The sequence below is a fragment of the Gracilibacillus oryzae genome (assembly GCF_009498735.1).
GTDB lineage: Bacteria > Bacillota > Bacilli > Bacillales > Amphibacillaceae > Gracilibacillus > Gracilibacillus oryzae.
In genome coordinates this window covers 393,587-417,421 of sequence record NZ_ML762424.1, presented here as the reverse complement: position 1 = coordinate 417,421, position 23,835 = coordinate 393,587, and the positions used below count along the sequence as shown (strand labels likewise).

At 38.1% G+C, this 23,835-nt stretch carries 25 protein-coding genes; 14 read left to right on the top strand and 11 right to left on the bottom strand.

What is annotated here, in order from left to right:
* A partial coding sequence (locus tag F9U64_RS22770) for a M48 family metalloprotease (RefSeq protein WP_228275553.1) occupies nucleotides 1-472 on the top strand: 472 nt, incomplete at its 5' end.
* A gap of 23 nt (nucleotides 473-495) precedes the next feature.
* Complete coding sequence (locus F9U64_RS02070; protein WP_153401171.1) at nucleotides 496-1,431, top strand: hypothetical protein; 936 nt, start codon at nucleotides 496-498, stop codon at nucleotides 1,429-1,431.
* An 81-nt stretch (nucleotides 1,432-1,512) separates the two neighbouring features.
* On the opposite strand, the gene F9U64_RS02065 is transcribed toward F9U64_RS02070, so the two are convergent.
* On the bottom strand, nucleotides 1,513-1,965 hold the full coding sequence (locus F9U64_RS02065; RefSeq protein WP_153401169.1) for a DUF3939 domain-containing protein: 453 nt from the start codon (nucleotides 1,963-1,965) through the stop codon (nucleotides 1,513-1,515).
* A 201-nt stretch (nucleotides 1,966-2,166) separates the two neighbouring features.
* On the opposite strand from F9U64_RS02065, the gene F9U64_RS02060 reads away from it, so the two are divergent.
* Nucleotides 2,167-2,694 (top strand): competence protein ComK, encoded by a 528-nt coding sequence (locus F9U64_RS02060; protein ID WP_153401167.1) that lies wholly within the window; start codon nucleotides 2,167-2,169, stop codon nucleotides 2,692-2,694.
* A 217-nt stretch (nucleotides 2,695-2,911) separates the two neighbouring features.
* On the opposite strand, the gene F9U64_RS02055 is transcribed toward F9U64_RS02060, so the two are convergent.
* Nucleotides 2,912-3,325: a YhjD family protein gene (locus F9U64_RS02055; RefSeq protein ID WP_153401165.1), complete on the bottom strand. Its 414-nt coding sequence runs from the start codon at nucleotides 3,323-3,325 to the stop codon at nucleotides 2,912-2,914.
* Nucleotides 3,326-3,482: 157 nt separating this feature from the next.
* Here F9U64_RS02055 and F9U64_RS02050 point away from each other — a divergent pair, with 157 nt between their 5' ends.
* The 6 genes from F9U64_RS02050 to addA all read left to right on the top strand — a co-directional run bounded on the left by F9U64_RS02050 (nucleotide 3,483) and on the right by addA (nucleotide 12,614).
* Nucleotides 3,483-4,151: a TVP38/TMEM64 family protein gene (locus F9U64_RS02050; RefSeq protein ID WP_153401163.1), complete on the top strand. Its 669-nt coding sequence runs from the start codon at nucleotides 3,483-3,485 to the stop codon at nucleotides 4,149-4,151.
* Nucleotides 4,152-4,202: 51 nt separating this feature from the next.
* Nucleotides 4,203-4,751: a signal peptidase I gene (lepB, locus tag F9U64_RS02045; protein WP_153401161.1), complete on the top strand. Its 549-nt coding sequence runs from the start codon at nucleotides 4,203-4,205 to the stop codon at nucleotides 4,749-4,751.
* Nucleotides 4,752-4,876: 125 nt separating this feature from the next.
* Entirely contained in the window at nucleotides 4,877-5,146 is a 270-nt protein-coding gene (locus F9U64_RS02040) for a hypothetical protein (RefSeq protein WP_153401159.1), read from the top strand.
* A 304-nt stretch (nucleotides 5,147-5,450) separates the two neighbouring features.
* Nucleotides 5,451-8,918, top strand: a complete 3,468-nt coding sequence (addB, locus tag F9U64_RS02035) for a helicase-exonuclease AddAB subunit AddB (RefSeq protein ID WP_153401432.1) — start codon at nucleotides 5,451-5,453, stop codon at nucleotides 8,916-8,918.
* Nucleotides 8,918-9,127, top strand: coding sequence for a UvrD-helicase domain-containing protein (locus F9U64_RS23455; RefSeq protein ID WP_323125813.1), 210 nt, complete (start codon nucleotides 8,918-8,920; stop codon nucleotides 9,125-9,127). The genes addB and F9U64_RS23455 overlap by 1 nt, the downstream gene beginning before the upstream one ends.
* On the top strand, nucleotides 9,078-12,614 hold the full coding sequence (addA, locus tag F9U64_RS02030; protein ID WP_323125812.1) for a helicase-exonuclease AddAB subunit AddA: 3,537 nt from the start codon (nucleotides 9,078-9,080) through the stop codon (nucleotides 12,612-12,614). The genes F9U64_RS23455 and addA overlap by 50 nt, the downstream gene beginning before the upstream one ends.
* Before the next feature lie 21 nt (nucleotides 12,615-12,635).
* On the opposite strand, the gene F9U64_RS02025 is transcribed toward addA, so the two are convergent.
* The 6 genes from F9U64_RS02025 to F9U64_RS02000 form a co-directional block, all read right to left on the bottom strand.
* Nucleotides 12,636-12,854, bottom strand: coding sequence for a spore germination protein (locus F9U64_RS02025; protein WP_153401157.1), 219 nt, complete (start codon nucleotides 12,852-12,854; stop codon nucleotides 12,636-12,638).
* Between the two features lie 119 nt (nucleotides 12,855-12,973).
* Nucleotides 12,974-13,360, bottom strand: coding sequence for a spore germination protein GerPE (locus tag F9U64_RS02020; protein ID WP_153401155.1), 387 nt, complete (start codon nucleotides 13,358-13,360; stop codon nucleotides 12,974-12,976).
* A complete protein-coding gene (locus F9U64_RS02015; protein WP_153401153.1) occupies nucleotides 13,341-13,541 on the bottom strand; it encodes a spore gernimation protein GerPD in 201 nt (66 codons plus the stop codon). Before F9U64_RS02015 ends, F9U64_RS02020 begins: the two co-directional genes overlap by 20 nt.
* A 6-nt stretch (nucleotides 13,542-13,547) precedes the next feature.
* Nucleotides 13,548-14,075: a spore germination protein GerPC gene (gerPC, locus tag F9U64_RS02010; RefSeq protein WP_153401151.1), complete on the bottom strand. Its 528-nt coding sequence runs from the start codon at nucleotides 14,073-14,075 to the stop codon at nucleotides 13,548-13,550.
* 25 nt (nucleotides 14,076-14,100) lie between these two features.
* On the bottom strand, nucleotides 14,101-14,307 hold the full coding sequence (locus tag F9U64_RS02005) for a spore germination protein GerPB (protein WP_153401149.1): 207 nt from the start codon (nucleotides 14,305-14,307) through the stop codon (nucleotides 14,101-14,103).
* Between the two features lie 12 nt (nucleotides 14,308-14,319).
* The gene (locus tag F9U64_RS02000; protein WP_153401147.1) at nucleotides 14,320-14,538 is read right to left on the bottom strand and encodes a spore germination protein; all 219 of its coding nucleotides are present in this window, start codon (nucleotides 14,536-14,538) and stop codon (nucleotides 14,320-14,322) included.
* 167 nt (nucleotides 14,539-14,705) lie between these two features.
* On the opposite strand from F9U64_RS02000, the gene F9U64_RS01995 reads away from it, so the two are divergent.
* The 5 genes from F9U64_RS01995 (at nucleotide 14,706) to F9U64_RS01975 (ending at nucleotide 20,444) form a co-directional block, all read left to right on the top strand.
* Nucleotides 14,706-15,875 carry a DUF418 domain-containing protein gene (locus F9U64_RS01995; protein WP_153401145.1) on the top strand — a complete coding sequence of 390 codons (1,170 nt, stop codon included), beginning with the start codon at nucleotides 14,706-14,708 and terminating at the stop codon, nucleotides 15,873-15,875.
* Nucleotides 15,876-16,028: 153 nt separating this feature from the next.
* Complete coding sequence (locus F9U64_RS01990) at nucleotides 16,029-16,397, top strand: YisL family protein (RefSeq protein WP_153401143.1); 369 nt, start codon at nucleotides 16,029-16,031, stop codon at nucleotides 16,395-16,397.
* A gap of 218 nt (nucleotides 16,398-16,615) precedes the next feature.
* The gene (gene asnB / locus F9U64_RS01985; RefSeq protein WP_153401141.1) at nucleotides 16,616-18,463 is read left to right on the top strand and encodes an asparagine synthase (glutamine-hydrolyzing); all 1,848 of its coding nucleotides are present in this window, start codon (nucleotides 16,616-16,618) and stop codon (nucleotides 18,461-18,463) included.
* Nucleotides 18,464-18,500: 37 nt separating this feature from the next.
* Nucleotides 18,501-18,944, top strand: a complete 444-nt coding sequence (locus F9U64_RS01980) for a hypothetical protein (RefSeq protein WP_153401139.1) — start codon at nucleotides 18,501-18,503, stop codon at nucleotides 18,942-18,944.
* 105 nt (nucleotides 18,945-19,049) lie between these two features.
* On the top strand, nucleotides 19,050-20,444 hold the full coding sequence (locus F9U64_RS01975) for an alpha-amylase family glycosyl hydrolase (RefSeq protein WP_194287251.1): 1,395 nt from the start codon (nucleotides 19,050-19,052) through the stop codon (nucleotides 20,442-20,444).
* 100 nt (nucleotides 20,445-20,544) lie between these two features.
* On the opposite strand, the gene F9U64_RS01970 is transcribed toward F9U64_RS01975, so the two are convergent.
* From F9U64_RS01970 to F9U64_RS01960, 3 genes are all read right to left on the bottom strand, one after another.
* Nucleotides 20,545-21,885, bottom strand: a complete 1,341-nt coding sequence (locus tag F9U64_RS01970) for an MATE family efflux transporter (protein ID WP_153401135.1) — start codon at nucleotides 21,883-21,885, stop codon at nucleotides 20,545-20,547.
* Between the two features lie 132 nt (nucleotides 21,886-22,017).
* Nucleotides 22,018-22,875 carry an SDR family oxidoreductase gene (locus tag F9U64_RS01965; RefSeq protein ID WP_153401133.1) on the bottom strand — a complete coding sequence of 286 codons (858 nt, stop codon included), beginning with the start codon at nucleotides 22,873-22,875 and terminating at the stop codon, nucleotides 22,018-22,020.
* 51 nt (nucleotides 22,876-22,926) lie between these two features.
* Entirely contained in the window at nucleotides 22,927-23,796 is an 870-nt protein-coding gene (locus F9U64_RS01960; RefSeq protein WP_153401131.1) for a DegV family protein, read from the bottom strand.
* Nucleotides 23,797-23,835: the final 39 nt, after the last annotated feature.

Sequence of the window (23,835 nt, the reverse complement as noted above, 5' to 3'; positions counted from 1 at the left end):
AATGCTAAAAGGAATGGAAGAAGCGGAAATTCTTTTCATTACTGCACATGAAGTAGCTCATTATTTATATAAACATGTCTATTTAGGCACTGCGTTATATGTATTTTCAATGCTTTTCTTCTTTCTCTTTTTGCAGTACTTGTCGAATCGCTGGAAAAAGGATCACAGGCTTACACGATTATTAAAACTGCTGTTAACATTCCTGATTATTTTAACTGTTATCCAACCAATAAGTTTGTCTGTTTCAAGGCAGATGGAGAGGGCAGCAGATAATTTTGCGATAGAACATACGGAAAACTTAACCCCAGCGATGAATACGTATTATTTATTAGCGAAACAATCCAAAACAGACATTTCTCCGGCACCATGGATTCGTTTTTTCCGCTCATCACATCCCTCGATTGCAGAAAGAATAAAGAAAATGGAAGAAGTTATCGAAAAACGTGAAACAAAATCATCACCTGATTCGTAGATATGGAGTAAGAGGTGATAGGGATGGATGAATTCTACCAGCAATTAATCAATGAAAAGGAAAAAAAGCGAAAATTAAAACGATACTTAGATGAACGAACACAATTAGCTTCACAATTAGAGCAAATGCGCAAACGGGAAAGTGAACTGTATCATCAACTTCAACAAGAAAAAATTGATGTGGAAAAACTGGAAAGCTTTAGTATTGCTAATATTTTTTATACAGTATCCGGAAAGAAAGAAGAAAAACTGGATCAGGAAAAGCAAGAAGTGGTAAGTGCACAGCTGCATTACGAAGAAGCGAAAGCGTCTGTCGAAGACTTAGAAACAGATGTCAGCGAATTAGATCATCAAATAGCTGATCTGGGTGATCCTGAAGCAAAATATCAGGAGATTCTGCAGCAAAAATATACCCATCTCTTAGATACCAATAATGAGAAGGGAGAAGAAGCTCATCTTCTTTTGGAGAAAATAGGGATTATTAAAGATGAGCAAACAGAAATAGAAGAGGCCCTTGATGCTGGTCATAAAGTAAAAAGAGCGTTAGTTGCTGCAAGTGAGTCACTTGAAAAAGCGAAGAACTGGGGTACAGTCGATATGTTTGGCGGCGGGCTGCTTTCTACTTCTTTAAAACACAGCCATATTGATGATGCAAAAAAAGCAACACATCAGGCCCAGCGGTTATTAAGGAAATTTTCACATGAACTTTCTGATATTGGTAAATCTTTTAATGCAAATGTCGAGATTTCCGGTGGTTTAACGTTTGCTGATTATTTTCTTGATGGGCTTGTTATGGACTGGTTTGTTCAGGATAAAATCAATCAATCATCACAAGAAGTGGATTCTATGGCTCAGAAGGTATCCAGTACAATAGCACAGTTAAAAGAATTAAAACAGGAAGTCGCAGCTACAGAGAAACAGGCAGAAAGACAATGGGAATCGATTGTTCTACAAGCCTAAAGTGAGAGTCTATCCCCCCGCTTACTGCTATTCCGCAGTGGAAGAGGGGGTACTCCTATAGATGCATTGTGATAAACCACGTTACTGTGGTTTTTTTCTTGTAATTAAATATTCCTCAGAGGTTATATAGAAGTCTACATTTGGCCGATCAGTAATCAAGTTTAACTGCTCTAACTTATAATAATTTACTTTCTGATAAGGATCATGGTCAATGACATGAAGTTCCTTTTTCTGCGCAACATACTGATCCACAGCCTTTTGAACATGGTCAATGGCAAAGGCTATATGTTTATCCTCTTCCTCAAATAATTCATAAGTTTCTTTCGACATATAAAAATCTTTTTCGGGTAACGCTTTCAGAAAAGGTGTTAATAACTCAAAGTTCACTTTGTTATCATCATTAACGATTACTCGAAGTGGTATGTTATCAGGTAAAGTCTTACTGTATCTTCTTAAGGCATCCTTCACTTCATCATAAGAGATTGGCTTGGTTGGATAAATTTTATTGCTTTTTTGAAAGAACTTCTTCCACATTTTATCACCTACTTGATTCAAATTTTACTATAATGGGCCTTTGACAGCAATTATTTGTATGAATTTGAGTCCAATTTGAGAAAAACCGCTCAAAATATAGGTATATATAACTATTTTTGGCGAAAAACATACTCTTTTTATCTACGAATTGGTATGATTATTTATGGTTAAATAATACTATATACGAGGAGGAAAAAGGTTATGATTATGGCGAAAGGCTGTGAAATCAGCCCAGCAACATTGGCAGTTATTGGGATGAAGAAAGGAGAAAATTATGTCACGAAAATAATGGAATATGAACAAGAGGATGATTATGAAGTAGGCCTTCATTCGTACAAAGTAATGGACATGACTTGTCGTGAATTTGGTATCAGTTTACGTGGTTTATTGGAAGGTTCCCGCAGATTAACAGATACTAGTCATAAACCTCCCATTGTAATCGATCGGATGAGTAATATGTATTTCTTCCCTGTTGAATCCCCGCTTAAAAAGTCTTGCATCTGGATTTCCCACACACATGTAAAACGTACAGAAAGATTATCAAATTATCAAACGAAAATTATATTTAAAAATGACCGCTCCCTTAATGTTGATGTTTCCTATTCTGTTATTCTTAATCAAATTAACAAAACTGCCCAGTACCGGTGTATGATCTCTGATAAGATGAGTGATATACTGCCGCTATCACAATATATAGCGGAAACGAACAAAAAAAGAAGGCTGCCGTAATGTAAGCCTTGGTAGAAATAGACGAGAAATGATGTGTAAAAGTCTATTTCAACCAAGTGGAATGGATAAAATTGTAAAAGAACTGTTATCATAAAGATAATGGTTCTTTTTTTTCCGGAAAGAAAGTATAAACGGAGATGTCTAGCTCCAAGCGCCTGCCCCTCGAGGTCTTAAGCGATCCTGCTATGTGACAAAGATCGCCACGTCGCAGTTTCGCTTAAGCTTGTCGGGGCAGAACGGGCGCTTTGCGCTTTTCCGGTTTGTTCATGCTTTCTGATTCTTTCAGTATCCATTCATTTAAGATGAGTTCGACCTTTTTTCGAATCGCAGGATTAAAGTAATTACGTTTTTCTTCTTTTCCTTTGCATGTAAATAAATAGGTGGTGAAGGACTCCTTTTTTTCGAGAGTCGTCACTTGAATTTTCTCTTTATACAGTTGTTTTTGCAATTCTCTTCGTTCAATTGTTGCTTTTTTCTCTATTTGTTTAAGTAGTGTAATGTAGGGTTCATTGATTTTAAACGGCATATTTTGCTGAAGTTGTGCTAAGTCATGTTTGATCACACGTAAGGCCATGGACATAAACAAAAAACGTGAGGCTAATTCCCATTCATGCGTGTCTAAGTATCGCATTAATATCTCTCCTTTTTAGGAACGTGTGTTCTTATTATATGCAGTTCTCAGTAAAAATGCAACCAAACATTTTTCATTAGTAAAAAAAGGCAAGAAGTATTAAAATAAAAATAAATAAATGATTTTTTTCAGACAAAAAAAGGGGTTCTTAATAAAGATGCTCACATATAATATAAGTAATATTGAAAACATTGATATAGATCAAATGAAAGAATTGTTTGAAGCGAATGACTTTGATAAACTTGTTACTTTTTTGCTGAGAAGTTATGAAAGTTTAGGGCCTGTTCCGGGCCTTCTTCTGCCATTTCTAGAAGCTTTCCTGCCTTTTCTGCCGCTAGTTGTATTTGTCATCACAAATGCAGCAGCATACGGATTACTGGAAGGTTTCCTGCTCTCCTGGATTGGCGCGAGTGCCGGCGCAATTGTAGTATTCCTCATTGTGCGTCATTTTAAAAATGTCCGGCTGTTTCGCTGGATTCGCAAAAATAAACAAGTATTGAAAGTAATGAACTGGCTCGAACGTCACGGCTTCGGACCGCTATTTTTACTACTCTGCTTTCCGTTCTCACCATCGGCAGTTATCAACCTGGTCGCAGCATTGTCCAAAGTAAATCTCTATCAATTCAGTTTGGCGGTGTTACTCGGCAAGGCAGTCATGATTTTTACCGTTTCCTACATTGGTGACAGTATCGCTTCTTTTGCCAAAAATCCGGTCAAATCGATTATTGTTGGAATTGGAATTGTTGTTCTCTGGTTAGCGGGGAAGTATATGGAAAAAAGACTTCACAAAAGGGCAGAAAAGAAAAACTTGGAATATAGAGATTAAACAGGGGGAAATGGGGGTAAAATTAGTAATAAAAGTGTTGGAGGGAATGCCATGACAAAGAAAAAAACGTGGTCCATTATCCGCATCATACTATTATCCCTTTTACTTGTTTTTTTCTTCCGTTATTATTTGTTTGCCAGTTATATAGTGAATGGAAAATCAATGGAACCGACCTTACATGATGGAAACTTATTGATGGTGAATAAAATGATCTATGATTTAAAAGATATAGATCGATTTGATGTCATTGTATTTCACGCAAATGAAGAGGAAGATTATGTTAAACGTGTAATTGGCTTGCCTGGGGACCACATTGCTTATAAAGATGATAAGTTGTATATAAATGGAATCCCTATTGAAGAACCATATTTAGAGCCATTCCGCGAAAGAGTAGAAGGAAAGTTAACCAATGATTTTACTATTGAAGAGGTGACAGAAGAGTCCGTCGTTCCGCAAGGGAAATTATTTGTCCTGGGTGATAATCGAAGAAAAAGCTATGATAGCAGAGAAATTGGTTTTGTAGACCAAGAGACTGTTGTAGGGAAAGTAGATGTATTGTATTGGCCGATGTCAGACATTGACTTCCAGTTAATCCGCTAAATAATAGAAAGCGCTTACTATTAGGTAGGTATAAAAGTTTCTGTTTCTTGAATTAGAAATTGAAACTTTTTGTCATTTGAAAACGTAAATTTATACAAATAAATAAAGAGAAGGAGCTATTAATTTTGAGCATTATACTAGATCTTTTCAGTCTTGCTGCATACCTGCCTTTTTTAGCTGTAGATGAAGAGGATATAGCCAGAAACATCAAACAGTTAAAGAAACATCAGTGGTTTCAGGAATGTCTTAGTGATTCAAAGTATAGAAGACTGATTATCCACAATCAGGAAGTACGTCAAGCTATCGGCAAATTAAAAAGCAATAAAATTGGTAAGGAATCTTATAACGAGAAGTGTCAGAAAAAGATTCGCAACATTTTACAGAATGCTGCCTGACACTGACTAGAAGGAACAGCCTCTTTTTTAGAGGTCTTTTTTATTATTGGAAAAGGCGGGATGCCAGTTGAGGAATGCTCATTCAGAGTTAGCTGCTTTAAACGAAGAAGAAGACGAAAAGTGACCAAGGCTGGAAGGAGATTTCTTGTTAAGCAAAAATAGGAGGAAATTACCGGTTAATCTTGCAGGTTATAGAACAAGATTCCAACTTTTTTCGCTAAACAAAAGAACATTAGTTTGGTATAATGGAAGCAGGAAGCAGGAAGAAAAACTAGTGAAAAGAGCGAGAAAGCAGGTGTTTTTTTTGTTACGCTTTATTATCGGGAGTTCCACTGCAAACAAAAGTGAACAGTGTATAACAGAAATGAAGACAGAACTTCAGCAAAATCCTCAAGGTTCTCCTATTATTTATTTAGTCCCAGATCAAATGACCTTTCAACAAGAATATGCCTTGTTTAACGGTTCGCAAATAAATGGTGCAACAAGAGCCCAAGTATACAGTTTCTCTCGTCTGGCATGGCGGGTAATGCAGGAGTTAGGCGGTGCAACGAAGAAATTCATTACATCAACAGGTGTGCAAATGATGCTCCGCAAAATTATTGACCAGCGAACTTCAGATTGGAAGGTATTTCAGAAGGCAATTGAAAAACAGGGATTCATCGCACAACTGGAGGATATGATAACAGAGTTTAAGCGATATTGTATTACACCAGAAATGATCACAGAGCAAATTGCAGATATGGACCGTTTCCATCATCAGACAATAACAGAGAAGGCACTGACTAATAAACTGGATGATTTATATTACATTTATGATAAATTAGTACAAGCTCTTGCTGGAACGTATATGGATAATGAAGACAGACTGCAACTATTAATCGAAAAATTGACCGCGAGTGATTTTTTACAAGATACGGAGATATATATTGATGGTTTTCACCATTTCACCCCGCAGGAATTAATGGTAATAGAAGTGATGCTGCAAAAAGCAAAACAAGTGCATATCACATTGACAATGGATCAGGTGGAAGATCCTGTTATTGATCCGTTAGAACTGTACCATTTGACAAAAGAAACCTTTGTCCAGATGGAACAATTAGCTGGCAAGCATAACATAGCAATAGAAACGGAATTAATAAAAAGTAACGAAGAGACAGCGTTTGTGCATTTGGACAAGCATTTTGATCATCGGCCTGCTGTTCCTTATGGACAGAAAGCACCTGTTCAAATAGCGGAAGCTGTTCATCCGCGTGCAGAGGTTGAAGGAGCTGCACAGGAAATTACAAAATTGGTGCGGGACCAGAACTACCGTTACAGGGATATTGCTATATTAATTCGGGAGCCTGACGTTTATCATGATTTAATTACAACCATTTTCGAAGATTACCAGATTCCTGTATTCGTTGATGAAAAAAGACCGATGCTGCACCATCCATTAATAGAATGTGTCCGTTCATTGCTTGATGTACTGGAAGGGGACTGGCGCTATGATGCCGTATTTCGCGTGTTAAAAACAGGTTTCATTCCTGAAGGCAATAAGCAATATCGACTGGATCAGGAAGCCATTGATGAATTGGAAAACTATGTGCTTGAGTATGGAATCAGAGGTAGAGGCAGATGGCTGAATGATCAGCCGTGGCTATTTCAGCGTTTCCGCGGATTTGACCAGTCTGCTCAAACAGATCGTGAGTTAACGATACAGAAAAAGATAAACATGTATCGTGACCAGGTTGCGGAAATCATTGGTCCATTAGATCGTGATTTGAAAGAAGCAAGCACCATTCAAGAGAAAGTGATTGTTTTATTTCAATGGTTAGAACAAATCGGTGTACCACAGCGCCTTGAAGCAATACGGGATCAATATGACAGTGAAGGCCGTATTGAAAAAGGACGGGAACAAGATCAAGTATGGGATGCCATTATTCAGCTGTTAGAGGAAATTACAGAAATAGCGGGAGATGAAGCAATTGATTTAAAAACTTTTCGTAATATCTTAGAGTCTGGATTCGATTCCTTACAATTTTCCCATGTTCCTCCAAGCATCGATCATGTAGTAGTTGGTTCAATTGACCGGTCGAGAATGCATGGGATTAAATGTGCCCTTCTTCTTGGTGTCAATGAAGGAACATGGCCGATGAAGCAGGGTGGAGATGGTTTGATTTCGGAAGAGGAGCGAGGTTTATTATTAACGAAAGGTATCCAATTAGCGGAAGGAAGCAAACGCCAATTGTTAGATGATATCTTTTATATATACAGTGCCTTTACTTTGCCGACGGAATACTTGTGGATCAGCTATCCGCTTAGTAATGAAGAAGGAAAAACGAAGGCAGCTTCACCGCTTGTTAAGCGAATGGAGGAAATATTCCCTGACCGCTTGGAAAGGCTGATGTTACAAGACCCGGAAGAAATGACAGATTCGAAGCGATTTGTGACTACTCCTGTAAAAACGAGAGGTGCATTAACTGCTCAATTGGCACGATTGCTGCGTGGCTATCCGATTCATTCTGTCTGGAAGTACGCACTGAATTGGTATATCGAGCAGCCGGAAGCAAAAGCGACGAATCAAATGGTGTTAAAGAGCTTATTCTATCAAAATAGACCTAAAAACTTATCTGCAAAGACCGTGGAACAGATGTACAGTAAAGAGATCAAGGCAAGTGTCTCAAGGCTGGAAACTTATCATCGCTGTTCTTATCAGCATTTTGCCAGATACAATTTAGGCTTGGAAGAAAGACAAACATATAAACTGGATGCGCCAGATATTGGGCAGCTTTTCCATGAAGCATTAAAACAAATAACAGAGTGGATTCAAACGGAAGGGCGAAATTTTGCCAGCATTTATGATCAGGAAGCAAGAACGTATGCCAACAGAGCTATTGGCCATCTGGCACCAGTGCTGCAGCATCAGATTTTGCACAGTTCCAAACGATACCAGTATATTCAGCGGAAGTTAGAGGATATTATCGCACGGGCAACGTTTATTCTTAGTGAACAGGCGCGGAAATCATCGTTCTCACCAGTGGGTCTAGAAGTAGGCTTTGGATATCCTAATCAATTGGCACCACTGGAAGTCCCATTGAAGGAAGACTATAAATTGCTGCTTAGAGGGCGAATAGACCGTGTGGATCAGGCGATCGGTCAAGATCAGTTATTTTTACGGATTATTGATTATAAATCAAGCTCCAAAGGGCTGAATCTGACAGAAGTGTATTATGGATTAGCATTGCAGATGCTGGCATACCTGGATGTAGTGCTGCAAAATGCGCAACAATGGCTTGGCCAGAAAGCATCACCAGCAGGGGTGCTGTATTTCCATGTTCATAATCCGATGCTTTCCTTAGCAGATAGTCTGGCAGAAGATAAGATTGATGCAGAGATTTTTAAACAGTTTAAAATGAAAGGCTTGTTGCTGGAACAGGAAGATGTTGTGAAAATGATGGACACATCGTTAGAATCTGGCAGAAGTAATATTATTCCAGCAGGCTTCAGTAAAACAGGCAGCTTTTATAAAGGCTCCCAAGTGGCGGAAAAGGAAATCTTTGATCAACTGCAATCTTATATTCGCCAGTTAATGCGAGGTGCTGGTATAGCGATGCTTGAAGGAGAAGTAGACGTAAATCCGTTTCAGAAACAGGATCAGGTTGCTTGTACGTTCTGCTCCTATCGCTCTGTATGTCAATTTGATCCGACACTGCCGGAAAACAGTTATCGCAAGTTAAAAGATTTAAAAGATGAAGAAGCAATCGAAGCGATGAATAGAGGTGATAGATAATGCCAGCATGGACGAAAGAACAAGAAGAAGCCATCTATCAGTCTGGAAGAAATATACTGGTGGCAGCAGCTGCAGGATCAGGAAAAACAGCTGTATTAGTTGAACGTATTATTCAGAAATTACTCAATAAGGAAAAACCTGTGGATATCGATCAGCTGCTTGTCGTTACCTTTACCAATGCTGCGGCTGGAAGAAGCATTGGCAAATGATCCGAAATCTAATCATTTGAAAAAACAGTTATCCCTGTTACAACATGCTTCCATCTCTACATTGCACTCCTTCTGTATGGAACTTGTCCGTAAATATGCTTATCAGCTGGATATTGATCCAAACTTTCGGATTGCAGATGGAGTAGAGGCGGATTTAATCAGACAAGATGTATTGGAACAGCTTTTTGAACAATGGTATGGTCAGGAAGATGCTGCAAGTCAGGAAGCTTTCTTTCAGGTAGTCGACCGCTTTTCCAATGACCGGAATGACCTTGATATGGAAAACCTGATTTTGAAAATGTATGAGTTCTCGATTCAGCATCCAGATCCGGACAGCTGGTTGGACGAATTAGCTAAAACCTATGAGTGGAAAGAAGAATTAACAGCCGATGAACCATCATGGTTAGGAATCTTGAAACAGGAAATGAGCAGACAATTAGATGTGATGCAGTCACAAATAAATAAAGCCCTTGATGTAACAAAAGAAAGTGATGGACCTTATCATTATGCTGAAGCACTTGATCAGGACATGGTCATGGTGCAGCAGGCTAAAGGGGCCATAGCTGTGTCCTGGGATGAAGCTCATACTGTCTTTACAACAAGCAAATTTAAAGCATTGTCACGTAAGAAAGTCGATTGTGATGAAGAAAAGAAAGAGGCTGTCAAAACAATCCGTGACGATGTAAAAAAACGTTGGAATAAAATAAGCTCTGAATGGTTTAACCGGAGTCTGGAAAGTCACTTAACAGATATGCATAAACTGTATCCAACCATTTTAGAAGTAACAAAAATGATTAAAGCTTTTCGTATTGCTTACAAAGAGGCAAAGAAAGAAAAAGGATTAGTGGATTTCAGTGATCTGGAACACTTTGCCCTTGAGCTGTTATTAGAAGATAAACAGACACGTCATCCATCCCCGCTTGCCCAAAGTCTGCAGCGGCAATATGAAGAAGTAATGGTCGATGAATACCAGGATACAAATATTGTCCAGGAAACAATTTTAATGAGTGTTTCCAACCAATTAGAGTATGGCAATATGTTTATGGTCGGGGATGTTAAGCAAAGTGTATACCGGTTTAGACATGCGGAACCAACCCTTTTTATCGAAAAATATAACCGCTTTGCCAAAAGTGAGGATACTGGATACAGAATTGATTTAGCACGTAATTTCCGCAGCCGAAAAGAAGTATTATCTGCAGCAAATTATGTCTTTCGTCAGCTGTTTGATCCGGAAGTCGGTGACATTGAATATGATCAGGATGCTGAACTGATTTACGGCAACAAAAGCTATGATGAGGTCCCTTTGACACATCCGGATGCCGAAGTTGTAATCATTGATCAGGAGTTAAATGATGCTGAAAAAGAAGATCTATCTGAAGATGTCCTGGAAATGGAAGAAGATCTTGAAAAAGCACAGTTAGAGGCAAGAGCATATGCGGAGAAAATTCAGACATGGATCGGGCATCGTGAAAACGCTCCAATTGAAATCATGGATAAGCGGACATCTATGCCGCGAAAAGCAGAATATCGCGATATAGTGATTCTCCTGCGTTCGATGACATGGGCTCCGACGATTATGGAAGAGTTTAAGAAACAGGGTATTCCAGTTTATGCAGAACTGTCTACAGGTTATTTAGCAGCAATTGAAATACAGGTGATGATCAGTTTACTGAAAGTGATTGATAATCCAAGACAAGATATTCCCTTGGCATCTGTATTAAAGTCACCGATCGTTGGATTAAGTGAAGATGACCTGGCAAGAATCCGATTAGTGGAAAGAAACGGCCCTTATTATGAGGCGCTAAAAGCATTTATTAAAAAAGGCGAAGAAGCGGAAATAAAAGAAAAACTTCAGCCTTTTCTGAATAGATTAGCAAACTGGAGAAGAGAAGCAAGACAAGGCGCTTTATCCCATTTGATCTGGCAGATTTATCAGGAAACAGGTTATTATGATTTTGTTGGCGGGATTCCTGGCGGGAGGCAGCGTCAGGCAAACTTACGTGCATTATATGACCGGGCCAAAGGTTATGAAGCAACCTCATTCCGAGGGTTGTTCCGTTTCTTGCGTTTTATTGAACGGATGGAAGAAAAAGGTGACGACCTTGGCGCGGCAAAAGCTTTAGGGGAACAAGAAGATGTTGTCAGAATCATGACAATCCATAAAAGTAAGGGACTGGAATTTCCGTTAGTGATTGTCGGGGCAATGAATAAACAATTTAACCAGCAGGATTTACGCGAAAAATATTTACTCCATAAAGAGCTGGGATTTGCCACAAAATATATTGACCCTGAAAAGCGGATCATGTACCCGACCCTTATATATCATGCTTTAAAGAAAGAGATGCACAGGGAATTACTAGCAGAAGAAATGCGGGTGCTTTATGTTGCATTAACCCGGGCAAGAGAGAAGCTTGTACTTGTAGGCACCGTTCCTTCCCTTACAAAAAAGAAAAAGAAATGGGAATCGCTGATAAATCATGGTGACTGGGTATTGCCAAATTATTACCGGTTAGAATCCAATTCCTATCTTGACTGGATAGGGGCAAGCCTTGTGAGACATAAGAACGGTGAATTGGTCCGTGATGAGGAGACGATAACAGAGATTCCGCAAGAAATACTGGAAGATCAGTCAAGATGGTGGTTAGAACGGGTTCACAGCAGTAAATATCAAGAAATAGAAGAAACAGGGAAGCAAACAATTGAAACATTAGAAAAGGCAATTACAGATTGGCATCCTGTCTCGCTTCCTGATGCAGAGGAAAAAGAGATAATCGAAAGCAGATTAAATTATAACTATCCTTATCAAAATGCAATAAATTATCGTGCCAAGCAAACTGTAACAGAAATGAAACGCCAGCATGAAGTGAAGGACAGCTATAGTGATCAGGCCATCATTGAACCATTTCGCGCCCCAATCAGGAAAAGACCGAAATTTATGCAGCAAGAGAAACAGTTAACAAAAGCGGAGATTGGTACAGCTATGCATACAGTAATGCAGCATATCCCCTTAAACAGAGAATGGGACCTGCCGTCGATAAAGGAATTTATTGCAGAGCTGGAGGCAAAAGAACTTCTGACAAGAGAAGAGGGGCAAGCAATCAATGCGGAAGCAATAGTGAATTTCTTTCAAACAGATATAGGTAGAATGTTATTAGAGGAAGAAAATGCTGTGGAAAGAGAAATTCCTTTCAGTTTAACTCTTCCTGCAAAAGAAGTATATCCGGCATGGACAGATGGCACGGATGAGCGGATTTTTTTGCAAGGAATTATTGACTGTTTAATTCAAACAGAAGATGGATGGATATTATTAGACTATAAAACAGATCAGATTACAGATCAGCTCGATGAGACAGTAATGGAAGAGTTAAGCAGTCGTTACAAAATTCAAGTAGAATTATATGCAAAGGCCTTAGAAGACATTTGGAAACAGCCAATTTCGCGTAAATTCCTATATTATTTTGATCAGGCACTATTAGTGGAAGTATAAACGCCTAAAGGGTAAAGCCCTTTAGGCGTTTGCATTCATCACCTGGTCAACAGCGTCAGGGTCAATGGTATTTGTAATGTTAAAACCAGTATTTGTATTAAGAAAGTCACCAGTATTATTAGCCCCTGCTCCAGCCGCAGATTTTGAAGCACTTTTTGGTGATAGATAGAAACTGTCACCAAAATTCACTATTCCTCCGTCAACACTGTTAATTTTGATTGGACCAACTATTGATGGCATCTAACCACAACCTTTCCTGCATTGAAACTTACCTGATCTTTCTGAAATGAAATGTTGATTGACAATCTAACTTCATGATTGCCAACCCTTTTCCAGTGACAATTTATTTAAAACAGCCCCTAAGGATCCTGATCATTATTCTCTGCATTAACAATCCGTATATCTTTTGCTTTGCTTATTGCATGAACGGTATCTGTATTACCTAATTGGACGATAGAAGAGGAAGAAATAGCGGTAATTTCGATAGCTGGTACATCAATCGTATCATCGTGGTGAATGTGTTCTTGAATTATTTGGAAAGGATATGGATGAAAGTAATTGTCTGATTGAAATATACGGTATTGTTCAAAAGGGAACTCGTCATCAGGTGGACTGCTGCCTTCCTTTTGGACAGCCAGTGCTTCTAATGTCGGCTCAATATATTTGGAATCTCCGATGTTAATGATAGAACTATCTGATAAACCAATTACTTTTATCCCTTTTACTCTAGTCGTTCGGATATTCACTTATTCCCTCCACTGGTGTGGTGAATTCTGAACCGACAATATATGACTCAGGGGGTGTGTCGTAGGATGAAGATAATTGAATATGATTGCTATCCCCAATTAAGAATAAAGAGGAACTGGAGACTCCAACGATAGAGATTCTTCCAACTTCTAAACACCAGTTATTTACATTATAATACAATAAAATCTACTCCTTATTTAATTGTTGATCAAACCATTTTCGTAATCCCATTTGTAACTCCTCTATAACTTGTTGCATAACGGAATCGGGATTATTGCCATTTTGACTTGCGTAATAAGAAATCCGGCCAGGGAATTGCTTCTTCACATCATCAATCAACGTTTGGCGATAATCGTCAGTTAATCGATAATGATATTCTTCTTCTAATTGACCAATGAATGGCGGTAATTGAGTATCAGCATATTGATTTAATGCCTGTAAATGATTTGCTGCAGGCTGGTTAGGCAACGGTAAAGAGAAATCATCTGTTTGCTGCAGCTCTTCTGGACTAATACCAATATGGAGGGTACCATCCAATCTTTCTATTTTTAACTGATCAAAATGATACTCTAATTTTTCAATGTTTGTTTTAGGAGACTGCTCTTTTTGTTCTAATTGTTTCACACGAGAATCTAAGGAGTTGATTTGGAATTGAAGCTGTTCTATATGCTGTTGAAGCTGCTGCACATAAAAAACGAGAGTAGGATAGTCCATCATAATTCCTCCTTAGTTGTAGATTTTATGTTGGTGCTAGTGGTACTAATGGAGACTCAATAGCATTATCTGGAGAGGCTTCTTCAGCTAATTCCTGAAATCCGCCAGTATTATAGAGTTGTGATAAGGCTTGCAACTGCCCCGTACTGCCGATTTGAAGTACAGATGAGTTACTAACATTCCCAACCTTTAATAAATGTATATAGATTGATTGATTTACAGTTAAATTCAATTAAATCACCTGCTAAAAACCTGTAATATTTTGATCAACATAATCCTCATCCATCATATTTGTCTGTGCATTCTTTACATACACTTGAATCCCATCACCAGTATTGAATGAACCGCCGCCCGCAAAAGTTTTAGACTGTGAATATGGCTGCATTTTAAATACATCGCCTATATTGAATATGCTGGAAGAATCAATACTGATTACTTTTACCGCTCCGACAATAGCTGGCATGTTATTCACCTGGCTTTCTTAAAGTAGTAGCTTAGATATTTTCCTAATTAGTTTATGTAACAAAATGAAGATTGTGAAAAACAAAGAAGATATATTTAAATAATGCTAGTTTCATGGAATATTATAGGATAGAATGGACACAGGATATAGGAAAGGAGTTACCATAGATGAATGAATCTTTCGCTCCATTACATGAGAAGCAAAGACTGAAATGGATAGATGCTGCCAGAGGGTTCGCAATTTTTGGCATATTTATTGTGAATTTGCCGGCATTTCATGGACCATATTTTCTCTACGGAAGTGGTTCAAACTATTGGGGAGAGACAGAAGCAGGAATTTGGCAAGTTTTGATCGATATTTTCTTTCAGGCAAGCTTCTATTCTTTATTTTCTTTCTTATTTGGCTTCGGGATGCAGATAATATTCGAGAATTTACAAAGTAAAGGGAAAGTCCCGGGAAAAACAATGGCTCGAAGGTTAGCGGTTCTGCTTGTTTTCGGGATAATACACGCCTTTCTGATTTGGCATGGAGACATTTTGATCAGTTATAGTATGGTAGGTTTTCTTTTACTTTTATTTATGTACCGCAAGAATATAACTATATTAATATGGAGCATTTGCTTACTTATTATTCCAACACTCTTATTAACAGGATTATTATATTTAGGTCGAGACTATGTTGCATTTGGGAATAATGTGGCAATCGAAGCTTCTTACCAAAATTTCGGCAGTGGTAACTGGCAGGACATTTTCCAGCAAAACTTAGCCAATTGGTTATACTCGAACGATGTTTTCAATTTTCTCTTTATTGTGACCAACTTATTGCCGATCTTTCTTATTGGTGTTATTGTTGCCAGAAAAAAGTGGCTGCATGACTTAGAGAAACATCGAAATACACTAAAAATCTTATGGTTCGTCAGTTTCCTGCTGTTTATCACTTTTAAGGCCGGTCCATATTTAATTGGAAATCCTTTATGGCTCTCAATGTTACAGGATGTAATTGGTGGTACGAGTTCTGCCATTTTCTATGTTATCACTATTTCCCTGTTATATAAGAAGCTCCCATTCATTTTTGGGAAGTTTGCCTATGTTGGAAAGATGGCATTGTCTAACTATATTTTTCAATCACTTACTGGGGTTCTGTTGTTTTATTCGATTGGGTTTGGATGGTATGGGGAATTAAATCCATTGCAGACCATTTCAGTTGCATTCATCGTCTTCCCGCTCCAAATTGTTTTAAGCTGGCTCTGGTTAAAATATTACAAACAAGGACCATTAGAATGGATATGGAGAAGTCTGACTTATGGAAACCGTCTAGCCATTAAAAGAAAAGCATAAAACCCGTAACAGGGCAGGATTTAGCTATACGTGAAAAATCGAAAATGTGAAAATAGAGTGACATACAATGTTCTGACATGAAAATGTTGTTATATAGTGATATGATACATTTTAGAATAGTAATTATAAAAATTGAATGGGGGGAACAAAATAATGACACATTTGCATATTACATCATGGGCTTTAGGTTTAATTTTGTTGATCATTGCTTTTGTCATGTACAAAAAAGGAAGTAAGGCTGGTAAGATATTACATATGATCTTGAGATTGGATTATTTATTAATCTTATACTCAGGTGGAGATCTAATTGCGGAATATATGAGCATAGGTTTCCCGGAATTCCCATTACTAGGTGAATTAATCGTCAAACTCATCGCAGGCTTATGGGTAATTGTTGCAATGGAGATGATTCTTGTGAAAACATCCAAGTCCAAACCAGCAACAAGCTACTGGGTTCAATTAATCATTGCGGCAGCTATCGCCATAATTTTAGGATTTTTCCGATTGCCAATTTCCATGTAATTATAAGAAAACACTACTTATAGAAGTGGTGTTTTTTTATTTACAGGAAACCTATTCAGTCTGTGTTAAAGTATTTTCCTATTCAAAAAAGGTTGAACATACTATTATGCTCGTTTTGTAACAAATTCCATTTTAAAATCTCAATAGCTATCATTTTTCCGGACCTTTTGCATAGATTAGTAAGAGCAACTAGGCTATGGAAGGTATGGTGAATACTTATGTGTGGGATTACTGGTTGGATAGATTTTTCAAGAAGATTAGACCAGAGCGAAGATCAATTAATACAAATGACGGGTAACTTAGCTCATCGTGGCCCGGATGAATCGGGTTATTGGAGTGATCAGCATGTTAGTTTTGGCCAGCGCCGCCTCGTTGTAGTGGATCCTGTTGGCGGTAAACAACCGATGCTTGCAGAAAAGAATGATGCAAAATATGTCCTTGTATATAATGGAGAATTATATAATACAGAAGATATACGGAGAGAGTTGCTTAGAAAAGGCTGGACATTTGAATCCCATTCAGATACCGAAGTATTGCTGAAAAGTTATATTGAATGGGGTGAAGAGCATGTGGATAGGTTAAACGGGATTTTTGCCTATGCCATATGGGATTCAGCAAAAGAGCAATTATTTCTATGTCGTGATCGCTTAGGTGTGAAACCACTCTTTTATAAAGAGCATCATAATGGATTATTGTTTGGTTCAGAATTAAAAGCAATTCTCAGCCATCAGGAAGTAAAACCGGAAATTTCTTCAGATGGGTTGTCCGAGCTTTTTGCACTTGGTCCATCAAGAACACCAGGGCATGGGGTGTTTTCAGGAATACAAGAGCTAAGAGCAGGGCATGTTGGTATCTTTAATAAAAATGGCTGGAAAATTTCGCGGTATTGGAATGTGACAAGTGAGCAGCATGAACACTCTGTAGAAGAAACAGCAGAAAATGTGAGAAACCTGTTAGTAGATGCAGTGGAGCGTCAACTTGTTTCAGATGTGCCGCTTGGAACTTTTTTATCAGGCGGGGTAGATTCAAGTGCGATTACAGCAATTGCTGCTAACTATTTGAAAGAGAGAAATTCAGGTACACTCCATACTTTCTCAATTGATTACTTAGAAAATGACAGATACTTTAAGAAAAGTGATTTCCAGCCTAATCAGGATAAACCATTTATAGAGAAGATGGTTGAAACATTTGGCACAAAGCATACCGGTTATGAAATGGATAATGAAACATTAGTACAATTATTAAAAGATGCCGTAACTTATCGGGATTTACCTGGAATGGCAGATGTAGATTCCTCTTTATTATGGTTTTGCAAACAAACCAAACAACAAGTAACAGTAGCATTGTCAGGTGAATGTGCTGATGAGATATTTGGCGGTTATCCATGGTTCTATCGAAAAGAAGACTTGGAACGCGAGGGCTTTCCCTGGATCAGATCATCTGAAGTCAGACAGCAGCTGCTTCGCAAAGATATCCAGTCAAAAGTTCAATTAAAAGAATATGCCATAGAACGTTACAAAGAGACTGTTGACGAAACACCATTGCTTGCTGGTGAAAACCAGGAAGAACAATATCGCAGACAGATGTTTTATGTTAACATGCAATGGTTTATGCCAACTTTGCTTGACCGGAAAGACAGAATGAGTATGGGAGCAAGTTTCGAAGCCCGGGTGCCATTTAGTGACCATAGACTAGTCGAATATGTGTGGAATATTCCCTGGGAAATGAAAACATATGGAAATCGCGAAAAAGGAATTTTACGAAAAGCATTAGAAGGTATTTTGCCTGATGAGATATTGTATCGGAAAAAAAGTCCGTATCCAAAAACACATCATCCTGAATATACGAATGCTGTAGTTAAATGGATGGAAGAAATTATCAGCGATAGTGATTCCCGGATATTTGAATTATTAGATCGTGCCTCTGTTAAGGAATTGGTCGAAAATAAAGCAACGAACATCCAGGCGCCATGGTTTGGCCAGCTGATGACAGGGCCGCAGCTCATAGCACATTTAGCTCAGATTGACTATTGGCTGAGATCCTATAATATCCAAATAAAACTATAAGTTTAGATACAGAGAGTATGAGAAAGTAGTGACATTGATGAAAAAAATAGCTGTCCTTATCATTCTTTTACTATTTCATCCCCTATTTATCCAAGCGCTTGAAATAGGAGATCCTTTTGTTGTTCTTGATGGAAAGGTTTATCAGGTGTTAGAGGAACAAGTTGATAACAGTGAAATCAGACAGGAGATCGGCCAAGTAACAGCAGAATCGAATGACATCAGCCGCTTTTACGGAAATGCATCTAACATATATCCAGTTGGAACAAAATATTATCAAATAAAGCAAACAGATATAACTGAAGCGATCGCCGTATATGATGGTAACGACTACTGGAAAGCTGTATTCGCAGAAGCTGTACCGTTTCATTGGAAAAACCTATTTATTAATTCTATTCCTTATCTATTTTTATTATCCTTAGTGATTTTGTATGTTGTAAGAGAGGAATATAAGAAACGATTAATGGAGAATTCAGATTTCTGACAAAATCATAAAAAAGAATGATCCCCTTTTTAACTATTGATTGACAAACCATCTTAGTCTAGGATAATGGAAGATGGAGACAACGATAGAAAAAGGGGATTTTTTATGAAGAAGTTTACTGTAAAATGCTTTGCGATCATCGCGTTCATTCTGTTCATTCTTCCCGTAACAAAGGTGGAAGCAGCTGTTCAATTAGATGAAAGAATTTATTACATCCTTGTGGATCGATACGTAAATGGAAATAGTAACAATGATTTTCAAATTAATATTGAAGATCCCGAAGCGTATCATGGCGGAGATATCGCAGGAATAATAAATGAATTACCAAAGATAAAACAAAAAGGCTTCACAGCCATTAACTTAAGCCCGATCATGGAATCGACATCCTTCACAGGGTTTGATACGATGGATCATCAATCGATTAATGAAAATTTCGGAACAATGGAAGAATTACAGACATTAGTCGAAAAGGCGCATGAGGAAGATTTAATGGTTATCATGGATTTTGTATTATCTCAAGTTGATCCTGATCATCCTTTTGCTTCTGAAGAGCAGTCAAATGGTCTTTTGGATCAGCCATTAGCAGGCTTGGAGTATTCGAGTGATTCGATTAATTATATAATGGATTCGATAAACTTCTGGGTTGACCAAGGTGTGGATGGTTTTCATTTATATGTAAATGAATCAACTGATCCACAGCTAGTTCAACAAATAAAAGAAACGCTTGCTGACAAAGCTATTATTTTGGACGGAGTAGAATATGATGGGGTTTCAATGAATCATGCTTTTCATGAAGAAGCAGTAAATCTATTGAAACAGCCTGGTCAGTCATTAGCACCACTGCTTGAAGATGAGTCGGTAATGGATCCTGAGCAGGTGAACTATATGGAGTCTGTCTTAACGAATCGTTTTACTTTTGAGACAGTTAGGGAAGGCTATCATCCTGTTACAAGATGGAAACTTGCCACAACATTACTATATACATTACCTGGTTCTTCTTTGTTTTATCAAGGGTTAGAGGTGCCGATGGATAATGGTAAAGCTGAGCCGGATCTTCGTATGGCTGAACTGAATAAAGCAGATGAAGAAATTATCCAGCATATAGAGAAACTTGCTTCGATTCGTAATGTTTCACCAGCACTTACTGAAGGTGATTTCGAACTAGTGGATCAAGCGGGAGCACTGACTGTCTTCAAAAGAACGGCAGCAGAAGAAACAATGTATATTGCAATCAATAATGACACCAAAACACAAGTCTCTTCCCTTGAAGATATTGGGTCTGACATGCAGCTAACTGGTCTGTTGGAAGACAATATAGTGAGAGAGCATGAAGATGGTACGCATCGGATAGTGTTAGAACGTGAATCAAGTAATCTTTTTATCGTAGAGCAGAGTACTGGTATGAACTGGTTTTTTATCGCACTGATGATTGCTGTATTCGGAGGTTTTATTGCCTTCATTATCGCATATAACATAAAAGTAAAGCGTCAAACAAAATAATGTTGGACGCTTTTTGCGTGCTTTCATAATAAGGAATAAACCGTGCATATCAGCGTTAAATTGGGTAATGGGAGAACCTTAGTGCCCCGTTCATTTTCTCTCAATTAACAAATGCTTTCTTAGTCCAGACTCTTGATTTCCAGCGTTTTAACATTAGTACACCACGCAGCCATTCGTCTGCAATAAAGCCGATCCATATTCCCACAAGTCCTAGTTCAAGGAAGATACCAAAGAACCAGGCGAAGGTAACACTAACTCCCCACATAGAGAGAATTCCTAGAAATACAGGAAACTTTACATCACCTGCTGCCCGTAATGCACTTATGACAACTAAATTAAATGCACGGCCTGGCTCTAAAATAACGGTCACTAATAATAGCAAGGCACCTTTCTCGATAATAGAAGGATCATCTGTAAAAATACCGATAAGACTTTCATGAAATGCATAAAAAATCACGGCAGTAATCGTACTGATTATAATGGAAATTTTTAAGCTTTTCATACAACGCTGATAGGCAGAATCAATATCTCCTTCCCCGATCATATAACCAATCAGAATCTGCGTACCCTGCCCGATGGCATTGGAGAATAATAAAATAAACATCATTAAGTTCTGAACATACACTTTCGTTGTAATAGCAAGGGTTCCTAACTGTGCAACAAAGTAAGTAATAATCATCTGGCTGCTGTTATAGGAAAGCTGTTCACCAGCAGATGGAATGCCAATTCTTAATAAATCTGTTACATGGTTTCTTTCGTATCTGTACAGTGATCGAAACGGCAATTTCTTCTGACTGCGTAAAATCAATACAAAAGTAATCACAATAAATCCAATAATACGACTGACTATCGTAGAATATGCAACACCTTCCACACCCAAAACAGGAAAGCCGAAAGGACCAAAGATAAACAGATAATTTCCAATAACATTAAGTATATTCATCCCGATCGTTACATACATTGTATCCTTTGTATAGCCATAGCTTCTTAAAATGGCAGAGATTGTCATGATCAGTGCCTGGATAAACATAAATCCACCAACAACGTTCATATAGATGGATGCTTCGTCCATTAATTCCTTCGGTAAATCCATTAACCCGAGAATCGTATCGCTCAATAGAAATAAAACAAGGCTAATGACAAGGGAAAAGATGAAATTAAGACTAATCGAGGTCATCGAAATTTTGGCTGCATCTATTTCCTGTTTTGCGCCAAGATATTGTGCAGCTAATATAGAAGCACCAGCGGCAACAAAACCAAACATCACGATGACAACAGATAAGATTTGATTTGCCACACCTACTGCAGCTACTGAATGATCAGAATATTGACTGAGCATCAGTGTGTCTGCATTCCCCATTAACATGTGTAATAATATTTCGATGAAAATCGGCCAGGTGAGAGCAAATAGTGTCATTTTCCTTGTGTCTGTACTTTTCATAGTTCTTCCTCATTCCTAATAATCTTCTCTTTAAAGATAATACTTTACACTAAACCTATTGAAAAATAAACAAAAAAACTCAGTAAAATACTGAGTTTTTAGATAAAATTAACCTATTTATTAAGTGTAATTTCAGATGATTTGCCCGCCGTTTATGTGGATTGTCTGTCCTGTAACATAGCTCGAATCCTCGCTAGCCAAATAAACATAGGCAGGAGCAACTTCAGCTGGTTCTCCAGGTCTTCCCATTCCAGTATCTGAGCCAAAGGTTGAGACAGTATCTTCATCAAACGAAGCAGGAATTAAAGGTGTCCAAATCGGGCCTGGTGCTACGCTGTTAACCCGAATCCCTTTACTCACTATAGATTTTGCCAGTGATTTTGTAAATGTTGTAATGGCACCTTTTGTACTGGAATAATCAATTAAGCTCTCATTACCCTGAAAGGCCGTTATCGAAGAAGTGTTAATAATCGTGCTTCCTTTTTTCATATAGGGCAGAGCAGCTCTTGTTGTATAAAAATATGCAAATATATTCGTTCGGAATGTTTTTTCTAATTGCTCGTCAGTGATTTGCAGGAAATCCTGCTTTGGATACTGAACAGCAGCATTGTTCACAAGAATATCGATTGTTTTCGATTGATTGACAATGTTCTCAATCGTTTGATTACAGAAAGTGCTGTCTGATATATCGCCCCTGAAAAGGCTGCAGCTCACACCTTCTTGTTCCACCGCTTTCTTTGTATCTGCGGCATCTTTATCTTCATCATAATAGACAATATTTATATCAGCACCTTCACGGGCGAAGTGAATAGCGACAGCACGTCCGATTCCGCTGTCTCCACCTGTAATAACAGCAACTTTACCTTTCAGTTTTTGTGCTGACTGGTAGTTTGGCTGGATACTTACAGGAAGAGGGTTCATTTCATGCTCGAAGCCAGGCTGTCTTGTCTGATGCTGTTTTGGTAATACTTTTTTCTGGTTATTAGCCATTCCCATCACTCTCCTACTAGTTTTTAACTAGTATGGCTAATCAAACAAAGATCATGTAAGATTTTTGGCTGGCTTGTTAAGGAAAAATAAAGCGATCGTTCCAGGTCCGGCATGGGCACCGATAGTAGAGCCGACCATATTTATTTTAATTTCTTTTACATTCCATTTTTCGCGAATCATTTCTGCAAGTGTATTTGCCGTATCGATTGCATCACCATGGCTTATCGCAATTACTTGATCTTCCAGGTCTGCACCGCGTTCTTCCATTAATTCAATCATTCGCTTGAAAACTTTTTTCGAACCGCGCACTTTTTCCAGTGGAATTAATTTTCCATCTTCCATATGCAGCAATGGTTTTACCTTAAGTAATGTACCTACGAATGCAGCTGTTTTGCTAACTCGTCCTCCACGATACAAGTATTCTAAATCGTCGACTGTAAAGATATGCTCCATGCTGTCATAATAGTGTTTACTTATTGATACAACTTCTTCAACAGATGCTCCATTATTTGCTGCTTCTGCTGCTTTTAACACAACAAGTCCATATCCTAATGAGGCACATTTAGTATCAAGAACATGTAACACAAAATCTGGGTAGGATTTTTTCACTTCCTTTTCCATTAACTTAGCAGTTTGATATGTTCCCGATAATTCGGATGAAAAGGCAAGATAAACAACCTCATTTCCTTCTTTTGCATGCATTTCGAAAGTGTCCTGGAATGTCTGTGGACTTACTTGCGCTGTTTTAGGTGATTTGCCTTCACGCATCGCATCATATACTTTCTTTGATGAAATGGTGATACCATCTTCATAGTTTTCCCCGTCTAATTGAACTGTAAGCGGCACCATTTGTATATTGTATTTTTCATAATCTTCTTTGGCTAAATCGCTGGCAGAGTCAGCAATTATTTTTACTGTCATATAAAAGCCTCCTTTATTTTTCGTTCATATGTATGTATG